The following is a 14,054-nucleotide window of genomic DNA, read 5'->3' as shown; positions in this document are numbered from 1 at the left end:
TGGACATGAACAAGCTCACGGTCCTGCTGGTCGATGACCACGAGGGCTTCATCAACGCGGCGATGCGCCATTTCCGCAAGATCGACTGGCTGCAGATCGTCGGCAGTGCCGGCAACGGCCTGGAAGCGATCGAGCGCTCGGAAACGCTGCGCCCGCAGGTGGTGCTGATGGACCTGGCCATGCCGGAGATGGGCGGCCTGCAGGCCACCCGCCTGATCAAGTCGCAGGACGATGCACCGTACATCGTGATCGCCAGCCACTTCGACGACGCCGAGCACCGCGAACACGCGCTGCGTGCCGGTGCCGACAACTTTGTCAGCAAGCTGTCCTACATCCAGGAAGTCATGCCGATCCTGGAAGGCCTCAGGGAGGAACAGTCGTGAGTGAATCGCGCATCCTGGTGCTGGACAACGACGCCGTGCGCGCAGAGCGCACCGTTGCCCTGCTGGAATTCATGGACTTCAATCCGCGCTGGGTGTCCGACGCGGCCGACTTCGACCTGGGCCGGCAGCGCCAGAACGACTGGATGGCGGTGATCGTCGGCAGCCTGGACGACAGCCCCGCCAGCACCGCGCTGTACAACTGGCTGGGCGGCAGCAGCCTGCCGCCTCCGGTGCTGCTGGCCGATGGTGATGCCGCAGTGTTTGCCCAGCAGCACGGGCTGCATGAAGCGAATATCTGGCCGCTGGAAACGCCGCTGCGCCACGCGCAGATGGAAGCCCTGCTGCGCCGCGCCAGCCTCAAGCGCCTGGATGCCGAGCATCAGGCCGGCGCCGCGCAGGACCAGGGACCCACCGGCAACGGCCCGGCAGTGAGCGCCCTGCGCACCATGATCGAGCAGGTGGCCGCATTCGATACTACCGTGCTGGTGCTGGGTGAATCCGGTACCGGCAAGGAAGTGGTGTCGCGCGCCATCCACCAGCGTTCGCCACGCCGTGACGGACCGTTTGTGGCGATCAACTGCGGCGCCATTCCGGCCGACCTGCTGGAAAGCGAACTGTTCGGCCATGAGAAGGGCGCCTTCACCGGCGCGCTCACCGCGCGCAAGGGCCGTTTCGAAATGGCCGAGGGCGGCACCCTGCTGCTCGACGAAATCGGCGACATGAGCCTGCCGATGCAGGTGAAGCTGCTGCGCGTGCTGCAGGAGCGCAGTTTCGAGCGCGTGGGTGGCAACCAGACCATCCGCTGCAACGTGCGCGTGGTGGCCGCGACCCATCGCGACCTGGAGACCCGCATCGCTGAGGGCAAGTTCCGCGAGGATCTGTTCTACCGCCTCAACGTGTTCCCGATTGAAGTACCCGCGCTGCGCGAGCGTCGCGAAGACCTGCCGGCACTGGTGGAAACCATCGCCGCGCAGCTGGCCCGCACTGGCCGTGGCGAAGTGCGCTTCACCCCGGAAGCCCTGCAGGCGCTGGCCGGCTACGAATGGCCGGGCAACGTGCGCGAGCTGACCAACCTGGTCGAGCGCCTGGCGGTGCTGCATCCGGGTGGTTCGGTGCGCGTGCAGGACCTGCCGGCCCGTTACCGTGGCGATGCGGCACTGGCCGCCGTCGCTGCGCTGGCGCCGGCACCGCCCGCCGCCAGCGAAGAACGCCTGGACCTGCGCAGCTTCTCCTTCCACACCCCGGGCAGCGGCAACCAGCCGGCGCTGGAGCACGGCATCGCCGTCAATCGCCCGGCGGCACCGGCGGCGCTGCCTGACGAAGGCATGGACCTGCGCAACCACATGGCCAACATCGAACTGGGCCTGATCAACGAAGCACTGGAACGCACCCAGGGCGTTGTCGCCCACGCCGCCCAGCTGCTCGGCCTGCGCCGCACCACCCTGGTGGAAAAGCTGCGCAAGTACGGCATCGAGCGCGAGCAGGCCGAACTGGCCGGCTGAAACGCATTGCCAGCATGAAGGGGGCACGAACGCCTGGGCTTGCCCGGGCGTTGGTGTTTCTGGCGCCTGGGCTCACATCCCTTTGCTGCGGAACGCGATCTGAGCCCATTGCTTTTGCATGTTTTCCTAGAGACAACACGGCCGCAGTGCGGAGCATGGCAAGGACACACCCATGGAGGTTCCACCATGCATCGCCTTGCCCTGCTCGCCAGCCTGCTCTACCCGGCCCTGGTCACTGCCGCCAACTGCACCCTGCCCGCAACGCTGGACCAGCGCCAGTTCATCAACCTCAGCGACCCGCTGTACGCCCCGGACAACCCCAACGCCGGACGCATGGTGCAGCTCAGCTTTGCCGGCAGCCAGTACGTGCTGGACATCCTCGGCACTGACTTGCGCATCGGCGGCAGCTACCGCTACCAGCGCCTGGCCCCGCATATCGCGGAAATCCAGATGACCGAGGCCCACCCGGCCGGTCCCGCCCACTACACCCTGCTGCTGACCTGCCAGAGCGACCGCCAGGGCCGCTTCATCTACACCCAGCACGACGGCCCCATCGCCCCGCGCCGGCGCCAGAATTCCGGCCGCTGGACCCTGCAGCCGTAGGCCAGAAAACCGACGCCGGTTAAATGGCGCCTTCAATGGGGTCAGAGCCCGTTGCGTTGCAACGGGATCCGACCCCGTGCCGACCAACGGTCGGCACCCACCATCAGTAGCAGGTTTCAACAGATCGCGGCCACCTGTCGCCGGACCCAGCCCGCCACCCCACGGATAGCCCGATTTTGACGTTGACGTTGACGTTGATTCGGCGAGTGCAGGGCGCAGCCCTGCCAGCACACACACACCAGACCCTCACGTCACTGAATCGAAAACCGGTTTCGGCACGGCACTTGCACCTGCTCCAGCAGACAACCCCATCCCTGTTTCTGGAACCGTTGCAGATGTCCCACTCCGTCACTTCGATCCTTTCGCAGATCCGCTCCTATCAGACCCAGATGGGACAGCCGGCGCTCAACCCGCTGGGCGAAGCGCCGCGCAGCAACGCCCTGCCGGGCACGGTGCTGGACGCGCCGCAGGCCCAGCCGGCCAGCTTCACCGAAACCCTGCGTGGTGCGATTGCCGGCGTCAACGATGCGCAGCAGAAGTCCGGCGCCCTCGCCAAGGCCTTCGAAATGGGCGACCCCAGCGCCGACCTGGCCAAGGTGATGGTCGCCTCGCAGCAGTCCCAGATCGCCTTCCGCGCCACCGTGGAAGTCCGCAACCGTCTCGTCCAGGCCTACCAGGACGTGATGAACATGCCGCTGTAAGGAACATTGACGCATGGCACTGACGCTCTCCAAGGACAGCCTGAACGCCGAGAAGGCCGGGCAATGGTTCGACCGCCTGCAGAGTCTGCAGATCACCCGTCGGCTGGGCCTGATGGCGATGATCGCGGTGGCGGTGGCGGCAGGCCTGTCCGTGTTCTTCTGGTCACAGAAGCCGGGCATGGTCCCGCTGTACACCGGCCTGGACCAGAAGGCGACCGCTGAAGCGACCGACCTGCTGCGCGCGGCACAGATTCCGTTCGCGCTCGATCCGGCCACCGGTGGCATCACCGTGCCGGAAAAGAACCTGCACGACGCCCGCCTGAAACTGGCCGGCTCCGGCCTGACCGACAGCGGCAAGCTCGGCTTCGAGCTGATGGAACGCGATCCGGGCTTCGGCGTCAGCCAGTTCGTGGAAAGCGCGCGCTACCAGCACGCGTTGGAAACAGAGCTGTCGCGCACCATCAACACGCTGCGCCCGGTACGTGATTCACGCGTGCATCTGGCCATTCCCAAGCCCAGCGCCTTCACCCGCCAGCGTGACGTGGCCAGCGCCTCGGTCACCCTGGAACTGCGTGGCGGCCAGCAGCTGGAACGCAGCCAGGTGGATGCCATCGTGCACATGGTTGCGGCCAGCATTCCGGACCTGGCGCCGGAACGGGTGACCGTGGTCGACCAGAGCGGGCGCATGCTCAGCATCACCGACCCGAACAGCGAGGCGGCGGTCAACGCCGCGCAGTTTGAGCAGGTGCGCCGCCAGGAAACCTCGTTCAACCAGCGCATCCGCGAGCTGCTGGAGCCGATGACCGGCCCCGGCCGGGTCAATCCGGAAGTGAGCGTGGACATGGACTTCTCGGTGACCGAGGAAGCCCGTGAGCTCTACAACGGTGAACCGCAGAAGCTGCGCAGCGAGCAGATGAGCGAGAACACCACCAGCACGCCGGGTCCGCAGGGCGTGCCGGGTGCCACCAGCAACAGCCCGCCGGGCCAGCAGGCCGCGCCGGCCGCCGCGCAGGCCCCGACCGAAAGCAGCAAGAACGCCACCCGCAACTACGAGCTGGACCGCACCCTGCAGCACACCCGCCAGCCGGCCGGCCGCATCAAGCGCGTGTCGGTGGCGGTGCTGGTGGACAACGTGCCGCGCGCCGGCGCCAACGCAAGGTCAGCCCGCAGCCGCTGTCGGCGGAACTGACCCGCGTCGAGGCGCTGGTGAAGCAGGCCGTCGGCTTCAACGCCGAGCGTGGCGACACCGTGTCGGTGATGAACGCCCCGTTCGTGCGTGACACCACGCCGGTCGAAGGCCCGGCCTGGTGGGAACTGCCATGGGTGCACGATGCCGGCCGCATGCTCCTCGGCGCGGTGGTGGTGCTGGCGTTGTTGTTCGGCGTACTGCGCCCGGCGCTGCGCGCGATCACCGGCCAGAACAGGAAGGACGACCCGCAGGCACTGGAGCCGCACACCGCGGACGTGCAGCTGGTGGATGACGATGGCATGCCGCTGCCGGCGCTGGGCACCGACCGGGCAAGCCTGGGCGGACCGGATGCGCTCGCACTGCCGGTGGATTCATATGAGGAACGACTGCGGATGGCGCGTGAAGCCGTGAAGACCGACTCCAAGCGCGTGGCCCAGGTGGTCAAGGGCTGGGTGGCCAATGACTGAGGCACAACTGACCGGTGTACAGCGCGCGGCCGTGCTGCTGCTTTCGCTGGGTGAGCTGGATGCGGCCGAAGTGCTGCGCCACATGGAACCCAAGGAGGTGCAGAAGATCGGCATCGCCATGGCCACCATGACCGACATCACCGCGAGCAGGTGGAGCGAGTGATGGACCAGTTCGGCCAGGAACTGGGCTCGAAGACCTCGCTGGGCGTGGGCTCGGATGACTACATCCGCAACATGCTGGTGCAGGCGCTGGGCAGCGAGAAGGCCGGCAACCTGATCGACCGCATCCTGCTCGGCCGCAACACCACCGGCCTGGACGCGCTGAAGTGGATGGACCCGCGTGCGGTGGCCGACCTGGTGCGCAACGAGCACCCGCAGATCATCGCCATCGTGATGGCGCACCTGGAAACCGACCAGGCTGCCGACGCGCTGAAGCTGCTGCCGGACCGTACCCGCGTGGATGTGCTGCTGCGCATCGCCACCCTCGACGGTATTCCGCCGAACGCGCTCAATGAACTCAACGAGATCATGGAGCGCCAGTTCGCCGGCAACCAGAACCTGAAGTCGTCCAACATCGGCGGCGTGCAGTGCGCAGCCAACATCCTGAACTTCATGGACAGTGGCCAGGACCAGGCGATCCTGGGCGAAATCGCGCGCATCGATGCGCCGTTGAGCAACCGCATCCAGGACCTGATGTTCGTGTTCGACGACCTGGTCGACCTGGACGACCGCGAGATGCAGCTGGTGCTGCGCGAGGTGAGCGGCGAGCGCCTGGGCCTGGCCCTGCGCGGTGCCGACATCAAGGTGCGCGACAAGATCACCCGCAACATGTCGCAGCGCGCGGCCGAAATCCTGCTCGAAGACATGGAGGCCCGCGGTCCGGTGCGCCTGTCCGACGTGGAAGGCGCGCAGCGCGAGATCCTGGCCATCGTCAAGCGCATGGCCGATGAAGGCACCGTCACCATCGGTGGCAGCGCGGAGGCCATGCTGTGAGCAACGTCGTGCGCTGGCTTGCCCCGGACCTGCTGGCCCAGCCCGAACCGGTGCTGGAGCAGGAGGGTGCGTTCGAACTCACCGAGCCGGATCCGGAACACGATCCGGAGCCGCCGCTGCAGCTGCCGACCCTTGAAGAGATCCAGGCAATCCAGGACAGCGCCGAGAAGGAAGGGTTCGAACAGGGCCATGCCGACGGCTACGGCCAGGGCCAGGCCGAAGTACGTCGCCTCGCCGCGCAGATCGAAGGGATCCTGGACAACTTCAGCCGGCCGCTGGTGCGGCTGGAGAACGAAGTGGTCGGTGCACTCGGCGAACTGGCGGTTCGCATCGCCGGCGCACTGGTCGGCCGCGCCTACGAAGCCGAGCCGGCACTGCTGGCGCAGCTGGTCGGCGAAGCGATCGACGCCGTGGGCGGCAGCACCCGCGAGGTGGAAGTGCGGCTGCATCCGGATGACATCGCTGCCCTCGCCCGCTGTTGAATCTTTCGCCGACGCAGCGCCTGGTACCGGATACCAGCCTCAGCCGTGGCGACCTGCGCGTGCACGCCGAAGCCGTGCGCATCGACGGCACCCTGGAAGCCCGCCTGCGCGGTGCGCTGGATGCAGTGATCCGCCAGACCGGAGCGACGGCATGAGTGCCGGACCACAAACCACTCCGCCGCCGGCCGACTGGGCCGTGGCCCGCAACCTGCGCCTGGCCCGGCGCCTGGATGGCCTGCGCGTGGACACCGCGCATGGTCGTGGCCTGATCCGCGAGGGCGTGTTGCGCCGTGCGGTCGGGCTGACCCTGGAAGCGGTCGGCTGCGAAGCGCCGCTGGGTGCCAGCTGCAAGGTGGAAGTGGTCGATGGTGGCTGGGTCGACGCCGAAGTGGTCGGCTTCGCCGGCGAACGCACCTACCTGATGCCCAGCGCCGAACTGCATGGCCTGCTGCCCAACGCCCGGGTGGTGCCATCGGCGCGCCGGGGCGGCGTGGAAGTGGGCGAAGGCCTGCTCGGCCGCGTCATCGACAGCGACGGCGTGCCGCTGGATGGCAAGGGCCCGATCCGCGCCGAAGGCCATGTTGGCATGGCCGGCGTGTCGATCAATCCGCTGGCGCGTGAACCGATCACCCAGCCGCTGGACGTGGGCGTGCGCGCGATCAACGCGCTGCTGCCGATCGGCCGCGGCCAGCGCGTCGGCCTGTTCGCCGGCTCCGGCGTCGGCAAGTCGACGCTGTTGGGCATGATGACCCGCTACACCGCCGCCGACGTGATCGTGGTCGGCCTGATCGGTGAACGTGGCCGCGAAGTGCGCGATTTCGTCGAGACCACGCTGGGCGAGGAAGGCCTGCGCCGCGCCGTGGTGGTCGCCAGCCCTGCCGACCGGCCGCCGCTGGCGCGACTGCATGGTGCCTACCGCGCCACCGCCATTGCCGAGTGGTTCCGCGACCAGGGCCTGAACGTGCTGTTGCTGATGGACTCGCTGACCCGCTTCGCCCAGGCGCAGCGCGAGATCGGGCTGTCGGTCGGCGAACCGCCGACCACCCGCGGCTATCCGCCGTCGGTGTTCGCCAAGCTGCCGGCACTGGTCGAACGCGCCGGCAATGGCGCCAAGGGCCGTGGCTCGATCACCGCGTTCTACACGGTGCTGACCGAAGGCGATGATCCGCAGGAACCGATCGCCGATGCCGCGCGCGCGATCCTCGATGGCCACATCCTGCTCTCGCGCCGCGTGGCCGACAGCGGCTTGTACCCGGCCATCGACGTCGAGTCGTCGGTCAGCCGCGTGGTCACGGAAATCGCCGACGAACCGTGGCGCCTGCGCATCCGCAAGTTGAAGCGACTGGTCTCGGCCTACTCGGCCAACCGGGACCTGATCGCGATCGGTGCCTACCAGCGCGGCAACGACGCGGCCACCGACGAAGCCCTGGAACGCTGGCCGGAAATCATGGAGTTCCTCGGCCAGGACGTTGCCAAGGCCGCAGATCTCCCGCACAGCCAGGCGGCGCTGCAGCGCCTGGTGGAACAAGAGAGTTAAGCCATGAACCAGTCCAAGCGCATCGATCCCCTGCTCAAGCGGGCCCAGGAACATGAGGACGCGGTCGCCCGCGACCTGGCCGAACGCCAGCGCGTGCTCGACACCCATCTGTCGCGACTGGACGAACTGCGCCGCTATGCCGAGGAGTACGCCAACGCACAGATGGCGGCGACCAGCCCGGCACAGTTGCTCAACCGCCGCGCCTTCCTCGATCGACTGGACAGCGCGGTCGAGCAGCAGCAGGCCACGGTCAATGGCAACCGCGAGAAAGTGGAGGCCGAGCGCGCACGCCTGATCCTGGCCAGCCGTGACAAGGCGGTGCTGGAGCAGCTGGCCGCCAGCTACCGGGCGCAGGAGAAGGTGGTGACCGACCGCCGCGACCAGCGCGAGATGGACGACATTGGCGCACGGCGTGCACGCCTGGTGCAGGCCGAAGACCAGGACGGCGCCGAGCAGGGAGGCCGCTCGTGATGCCCGCCCCGCTCGCCAGCAGCGCCAACACGGCCACGCCCGCCACCAGCAACAGTGCCGCACGCGCCTCGCGCAGCGAAGGCGGAAAGGACTTCAGCCAGCTGCTGCAGGGCGGTGCGCCCTGCGCGCCCGCGTCTGCGGGAAACGCCACGACGCCGACGCCATCCACGCCGAGCCCGCCATCGACTGCCGACAGCAATGGCCAGGCACCGGATGAACGCAATGCGGGCGCCGAAGCGGCAACCGCTGAAACGCCGTCGCTGCCACCCGTTGCCGCGACCCCGGCTGGACCCAGCACCGAAAAGGACAGGCCCACCGCGTCCGAAGACGCGCCGTGGCCACCGCCCGGCCTGGCCGGCCTGGTGCTGGCGATGCCGATGCCTGCCGATCCGGCCGCTGCTCTGCCGACCACCGCTGCACCGGCGCTGGCCAGCGACGGTAGCGCGCTGCCTGCTGCTGCCCCCGCCACGAACGCGACACTGCCTGCAGCCGCGCCGGCAGCGGCAACCGCAGCCCCAGTGGCGGCCGACGGCAAACCGGCGGCGACCAGCGCGGACGATGCCACGGCGCTGCCACTGCCGGAGATGATCCTGCCCGGCAAGCGCGCCGAGCGTGGCGAAGGCAGCGACGTGGCTGCACTTGGCGACCGCACCAGCGTACCCCTGCTGCACGCACCGCCAGCGGCCGCCGTACAGGACCTCAAGGCGGCGCTCGCCACCGGCAACGCGATCTTCAATGGCGAACCGACGCCGAAGCCCGTGCTCGGTGACGATGGCTTCGACCAGGCCATCGGCGCACGCCTGGGCTGGCTGGCCGACCAGAAGATCGGCCACGCCCACATCCGCCTGAGCCCGGACGACCTGGGCCCGGTCGACGTGCGCCTGCAGTTGAACGGCGACAAGGTGCATGCCAGCTTCAGCAGCCCGCACGTGGACGTTCGGCAAGCGCTGGAAAGCAGCCTGCCGCGCCTGCGCGAGCTGCTGGGCGAACAGGGCTTCCAGCTGGCCCACGCCGATGTCGGCCACCAGGCACCGGGCGGTGGCGGCAATGCGCCGGGCCAGCCCGGTGGCAGCGGCATCATCGGCGACGGAGAACCGACGCCGGGCGACGCCAGCGTGTCGTCGGCGCAGTTGATCCGCCAGCGCGGACTGCTGGACGCTTACGCCTGACAGGCGTGCCGACCAAGGTTGGCACCTACCGGCACAGGTATCCGACGGAATTCCGTCGCATCCCGCTGCCCGGCCTTCGGCACGCCCCTTGCATATCCCGGTGAAGCAACCCTCAGGAGCTTCACCCGTGGCCGCAGCCGCCGACAAAACCAAGAAGACCGCAGAGAAGGACAAGGCCGCCAAGCCGCGTAGTCCGATCCTGATCACCGCGCTGGTGGCCGTATTGGCCGCCGCTGCTGCCGGTGGCGGCGTGTGGTTCTTCACCCAGTCCAAGCACGAAGAGAAGACCGCACAGGCGCCGAAGAAGAGCGCGACTCCAGCCCCGGCCCAGTACTTCGCACTGGATCCGGCCTTCGTGGTCAACCTCAATGGCCCGGTCGACGGCCCACGTTACCTGCAGCTGGAGGTTCAGCTGATGACCCGCGACCCGGCCGCGCTGGAAGCGATCAAGACCCACGCCCCGGCCATCCGTGCGCGCCTGCTGATGCTGTTCTCGCAGGTCAGCCCGGACCAGATCGCCGATGTCGCCGGCAAGCAGAAGCTGCAGGCCGCCTCATTGGCCGAGGTGCAGAAGGTGCTCAAGGCCGAGACCGGCAGCAACGGCGCCGACGATCTGCTGTTCACCAGCTTCGTGACCCAGTAAGGGCCCACCGATGAATGATCTGCTGTCCCAGGACGAGATCGATGCCCTGCTCCACGGCGTGGACAGTGGCGCGGTCGAGACCGATGCGGAACCCCCGTCAGGCGAAGCGCGCTCGTACGACTTCGCCAGCCAGGACCGCATCATCCGTGGTCGCATGCCGACCCTGGAAATGGTCCATGAGCGCTTCGCGCGCCTGTGGCGGATCGGCCTGTTCAACCTGATCCGCCGCTCGGCCGAACTGTCGGTGCGCGGCATCGAGCTGATCAAGTTCAACGACTACATGCACTCGCTGTATGTACCGACCAACCTGAACCTGATCCGCTTCAAGCCGCTGCGCGGCACCGGCCTGATCGTGTTCGAGCCGACCCTGGTGTTCGCCATCGTCGACAATTTCTTCGGTGGCGACGGGCGCTACCCCACCCGCATCGAGGGCCGCGAGTTCACAGCTACTGAAATGCGGGTGATCCACCTGCTGCTGAAGCAGACCTTCGCCGATCTGCGCGAAGCGTGGGCACCGGTGATGGATGTCGACTTCGAGTACATCAACTCGGAGATCAACCCGCATTTCGCCAACATCGTGACCCCGCGCGAGTACGTGGTCGTGTGCCGCCTGCACGTCGAGCTCGACGGTGGCGGCGGCGACATCCACGTCACCCTGCCCTACTCGATGCTGGAACCGATCCGCGAACTGCTCGACGCCGGCATCCAGAGCGACCGCAACGACCGCGACGAGAGCTGGGGCAAGACCCTGCGTGAGCAGCTCAACGTCGCCGAAGTCACCCTGTCCAGCGTGCTGGCCAGCAAGCGCATGACCCTGCGCGACCTGACCCAGTTGAAGGTCGGCGACATCCTGCCGATCGAGCTGAGCCCGCAGGTGCCGCTGTGCGTGGAGAACATCCCGTGTTCACCGGCGAGTTCGGCATCGCCAACGGCATGAACGCCGTGAAGATCACCGCTACCCATCCGCCGGGCACCCGCCCGCGCGTACCCGTCATCCAGGAAGACCCGCAATGAACGATATCGACGCCCTCGAACCGACCCCGGCCCAGTTCAGCAGCCTGCAGGCCGATGAGGCGAATGGTCCGGACCTGAACCTGGACGTGATCCTCGATGTGCCGGTGACCCTGTCACTGGAAGTCGGTCGTGCCCGCCTGCCGATCCGCAACCTGCTGCAGCTCAACCAGGGGTCGGTGGTGGAACTGGAGCGCGGTGCTGGCGAATCGCTGGACGTGTTCGTCAACGGCACCCTGATCGCCCACGGCGAAGTAGTAGTGATCAATGACCGCTTCGGCGTGCGCCTGACCGACGTGGTCAGCCCCAGCGAGCGTATCCGGAGACTGCGTTGAGCCTGCTGGCCTCCACCCTGCTGGCGGTCGGCAAGGCCGCCGCGCCGGTCGGCCCGCAGGTCGGCCAGCATGCGGCCGCCGCACCCAGCCTGTTCGGTGCGGTGCTGGCGCTGCTGGCGGTACTGGCACTGGTGATCGGCCTGGGCTGGCTGCTCAAGCGCATGCCCGGCAGCGGCTTCCGCCCGGCCGAAGGCATGAAGGTGGTGGCCAGCCTCAGTGTCGGTGCCAAGGAACGCGTGGTGGTGGTGGAGGTCAACGGCCAGCAGCTGCTGCTGGGCGTCACCGCCGGCGGCATCAACACCCTGCACACCCTGCCCGAACCGCTGCCGCCACCGGCGCCGGTGCGCGTGCCGGACTTCAAGAATCTGCCGAATTTCGCCCAGCTGCTGCAGCAGCGGCTGCGCAAGGATCCCTGACATGCGTGTCCCCCGTACCCGTCCCGCCACCCTGATGCCGTGGCTGCTGTTGCTTGCCCTGTGCCTGTTGCCGGCACTGGCGTTCGCCGCGCCCGGCGCTCCGGCCACCCCGCTGCCGGACGTCAACGTCGGCAAGATCGGCGGCCAGCCGGTCAGCCTGCCGCTGCAGACCCTGCTGCTGATGACCGCGATCACCCTGATCCCGTCGATGCTGCTGGTGCTGACCTCGTTCACCCGCATCATCATCGTGCTGGGCCTGCTGCGCCAGGCGCTGGGCACCGGCCAGACGCCGTCCAACCAGGTGCTGCTGGGCCTGGCCCTGTTCCTCACCGCAATGGTGATGATGCCGACCTGGGACAAGGCGTGGAGCACGGGCATGGCGCCCTACCTCAACGGCGACATCGACTTCCAGACCGCATGGACGCTGACCACGCAGCCACTGCGCGGCTTCATGCTGGCGCAGATCCGCGAGACCGACCTGATGACCTTTGCCGGCATCGCCGGGCATGGCACCTACGCCAGCCCCGACGCGATCCCGTTCCCGGTGCTGGTCGCTTCGTTCGTCACCAGTGAACTGAAGACCGCCTTCGAGATCGGATTCCTGATCTTCATCCCGTTCGTGATCATCGACCTGGTCGTTGCCAGCGTGCTGATGTCGATGGGCATGATGATGCTGTCGCCGATGCTGGTCTCGGCGCCCTTCAAGATCCTGCTGTTCGTGCTGGTTGATGGCTGGGTGCTGACCGTGGGTACGTTGGCGGCGAGCTTCAATCCGGCCTGATATCCCCCGTAACGCGCAATCGAGCAGGGCTCGACTCTACATGAGCAGATGGAACCCGAATGTCTCCCGAACTTGCCCTGACTGAACTGCGTGGCGGCCTGATCACCGTATTGTGGGTGGCCGGCCCGCTGCTGCTCACCGTACTGGTGGTGGGCGTGGTGGTCGGTGTCGTGCAGGCCGCGACCCAGCTCAACGAACCGACCATCGCCTTCGTCGCCAAGGCGGCAGCGCTGACCGCAGTGCTGTTCGCGCTGGGCAGCCTGCTGATCGGCCACCTGGTTGAATTCACCACGCTGCTGTTCCAGCGCATCCCACACCTGATCGGCTAGGGCACGCGCTTCGATGGACGCCGCGACACAGATGGCGGCCGACGGCCTGCAGGCCTTCGGCATGATCGGCACGGTGCTGTGGACCATGCTGCGCATCGGCGCAGTGGCCATGGCCATGCCCATGGTCGGCACGCGTGCGGTGCCATCGCGGGTGCGCGTGGTGCTGGCCGGCACCCTGGCCATCGCACTGGCCCCGCTCCTGCCCCGGTGCCGGACTGGACCGGCTTCGACGCCGCCACGGTGCTGACCATCGCGCGCGAGCTGGCCATTGGCGTATCCATCGGCTTCCTGCTGCGGCTTGTGTTCGAAGCCGGTGCGATGGCGGGCGAACTGATCGCGCAGGGCACCGGCCTGGCCTTCGCGCAGATGAGCGACCCGCTGCGCGGTGGTACGTCCGGCGTGATCGGACAGTGGTTCTATCTGCTGTTCGGGCTGCTGTTCTTCACCGCCAACGGCCACCTGGCGCTGATCTCGCTGCTGGTGGACAGCTATCGCGCGCTGCCGATTGGCGCCCCGCTGCCTGATCCCCATGCCTTCTTCAGCATCGCTCCGGCCTTCCTGCTGACCGTGCTGCGCGGTGCGCTGACCCTGGCCATCCCGCTGACCGTGGCGATGCTGGCGGTGAACCTGGCCTTCGGTGTCCTGGCGCGAGCCGCCCCTGCGCTGAACCCGATCCAGCTGGGCCTGCCGGTTTCGCTGCTGCTGGGCCTGTTCCTCCTGGCGCTGCTGGCCGGGGAAATGGGGCCGCCGGTACAGCGCCTGTTCGACGCCGCCTTCCAGGCCGCGGACGCGGTCACACGCTGACCCGGTCGTCACGTTCTACTGCTTGCCATGCATTTGTTTCTGTAGAGCCGAGCCCATGCTCGGCTACCTTCGGCAGGAGTGGCAGCCGAGCATGGGCTCGGCTCTACAGGGGCGCAATTTCACGGATTGCCGCTTGAAGTCCCCCCGGGTCTGCGCGTTAGAGTGAATGCGCGGCAACCGGGGGGATGCCGCACCTGGCCGACGCCCGTTCGCGTTGGCCTGCCTCATGCATGCCCCA

The 14,054-nt window shown here is 67.8% G+C and carries 12 protein-coding genes and 5 pseudogenes; all 17 read left to right on the top strand.

Annotated features, from left to right (window positions below; all coding sequences use genetic code 11):
* Nucleotides 1-5 precede the first annotated feature (5 nt).
* Nucleotides 6-383, top strand: a complete 378-nt coding sequence (locus DL544_RS09805; protein ID WP_005409556.1) for a response regulator — start codon at nucleotides 6-8, stop codon at nucleotides 381-383.
* Nucleotides 380-1,885, top strand: a complete 1,506-nt coding sequence (locus DL544_RS09800; RefSeq protein WP_139727059.1) for a sigma-54 dependent transcriptional regulator — start codon at nucleotides 380-382, stop codon at nucleotides 1,883-1,885. The genes DL544_RS09805 and DL544_RS09800 overlap by 4 nt, the downstream gene beginning before the upstream one ends.
* Before the next feature lie 186 nt (nucleotides 1,886-2,071).
* Nucleotides 2,072-2,488 (top strand): hypothetical protein, encoded by a 417-nt coding sequence (locus DL544_RS09795; RefSeq protein ID WP_139727058.1) that lies wholly within the window; start codon nucleotides 2,072-2,074, stop codon nucleotides 2,486-2,488.
* A 335-nt stretch (nucleotides 2,489-2,823) separates the two neighbouring features.
* Entirely contained in the window at nucleotides 2,824-3,189 is a 366-nt protein-coding gene (gene fliE, locus DL544_RS09790) for a flagellar hook-basal body complex protein FliE (protein WP_061478712.1), read from the top strand.
* A 13-nt stretch (nucleotides 3,190-3,202) separates the two neighbouring features.
* A pseudogene (gene fliF, locus DL544_RS09785) lies at nucleotides 3,203-4,845 on the top strand (flagellar basal-body MS-ring/collar protein FliF).
* A gap of 7 nt (nucleotides 4,846-4,852) precedes the next feature.
* Nucleotides 4,853-5,838, top strand: a pseudogene (fliG, locus tag DL544_RS09780) (flagellar motor switch protein FliG).
* Nucleotides 5,835-6,475 (top strand): annotated as a pseudogene (locus DL544_RS09775) (FliH/SctL family protein). Before fliG ends, DL544_RS09775 begins: the two co-directional pseudogenes overlap by 4 nt.
* Nucleotides 6,472-7,857, top strand: a complete 1,386-nt coding sequence (locus tag DL544_RS09770) for a FliI/YscN family ATPase (protein WP_139727057.1) — start codon at nucleotides 6,472-6,474, stop codon at nucleotides 7,855-7,857. Before DL544_RS09775 ends, DL544_RS09770 begins: the two are co-directional and overlap by 4 nt.
* A 3-nt stretch (nucleotides 7,858-7,860) precedes the next feature.
* Nucleotides 7,861-8,328: a flagellar export protein FliJ gene (gene fliJ, locus DL544_RS09765; RefSeq protein ID WP_005416437.1), complete on the top strand. Its 468-nt coding sequence runs from the start codon at nucleotides 7,861-7,863 to the stop codon at nucleotides 8,326-8,328.
* Nucleotides 8,328-9,497, top strand: coding sequence for a flagellar hook-length control protein FliK (locus DL544_RS09760; RefSeq protein ID WP_139727056.1), 1,170 nt, complete (start codon nucleotides 8,328-8,330; stop codon nucleotides 9,495-9,497). The genes fliJ and DL544_RS09760 overlap by 1 nt, the downstream gene beginning before the upstream one ends.
* Nucleotides 9,498-9,624: 127 nt before the next feature.
* Nucleotides 9,625-10,140: a flagellar basal body-associated FliL family protein gene (locus tag DL544_RS09755; protein WP_005416435.1), complete on the top strand. Its 516-nt coding sequence runs from the start codon at nucleotides 9,625-9,627 to the stop codon at nucleotides 10,138-10,140.
* A gap of 10 nt (nucleotides 10,141-10,150) precedes the next feature.
* Nucleotides 10,151-11,154: pseudogene (fliM, locus tag DL544_RS09750) on the top strand (flagellar motor switch protein FliM).
* Nucleotides 11,151-11,486 carry a flagellar motor switch protein FliN gene (gene fliN, locus DL544_RS09745; protein ID WP_005409543.1) on the top strand — a complete coding sequence of 112 codons (336 nt, stop codon included), beginning with the start codon at nucleotides 11,151-11,153 and terminating at the stop codon, nucleotides 11,484-11,486. The pseudogene fliM and the gene fliN overlap by 4 nt, the downstream one beginning before the upstream one ends.
* Nucleotides 11,487-11,503: 17 nt before the next feature.
* Nucleotides 11,504-11,902, top strand: a complete 399-nt coding sequence (fliO, locus tag DL544_RS09740) for a flagellar biosynthetic protein FliO (protein WP_176556944.1) — start codon at nucleotides 11,504-11,506, stop codon at nucleotides 11,900-11,902.
* Between the two features lies 1 nt (nucleotide 11,903).
* Nucleotides 11,904-12,683: a flagellar type III secretion system pore protein FliP gene (gene fliP, locus DL544_RS09735; RefSeq protein ID WP_134972542.1), complete on the top strand. Its 780-nt coding sequence runs from the start codon at nucleotides 11,904-11,906 to the stop codon at nucleotides 12,681-12,683.
* A gap of 59 nt (nucleotides 12,684-12,742) precedes the next feature.
* On the top strand, nucleotides 12,743-13,012 hold the full coding sequence (locus DL544_RS09730; RefSeq protein ID WP_005413254.1) for a flagellar biosynthetic protein FliQ: 270 nt from the start codon (nucleotides 12,743-12,745) through the stop codon (nucleotides 13,010-13,012).
* A gap of 13 nt (nucleotides 13,013-13,025) precedes the next feature.
* Nucleotides 13,026-13,816: pseudogene (gene fliR / locus DL544_RS09725) on the top strand (flagellar biosynthetic protein FliR).
* Nucleotides 13,817-14,054: the final 238 nt, after the last annotated feature.

Source organism: Stenotrophomonas sp. pho (genome assembly GCF_006228405.1).
Lineage (GTDB): Bacteria > Pseudomonadota > Gammaproteobacteria > Xanthomonadales > Xanthomonadaceae > Stenotrophomonas > Stenotrophomonas sepilia.
The sequence above is the reverse complement of the archived record's forward strand: the minus strand, read 5'-3'. Positions and strand labels throughout refer to the sequence as shown.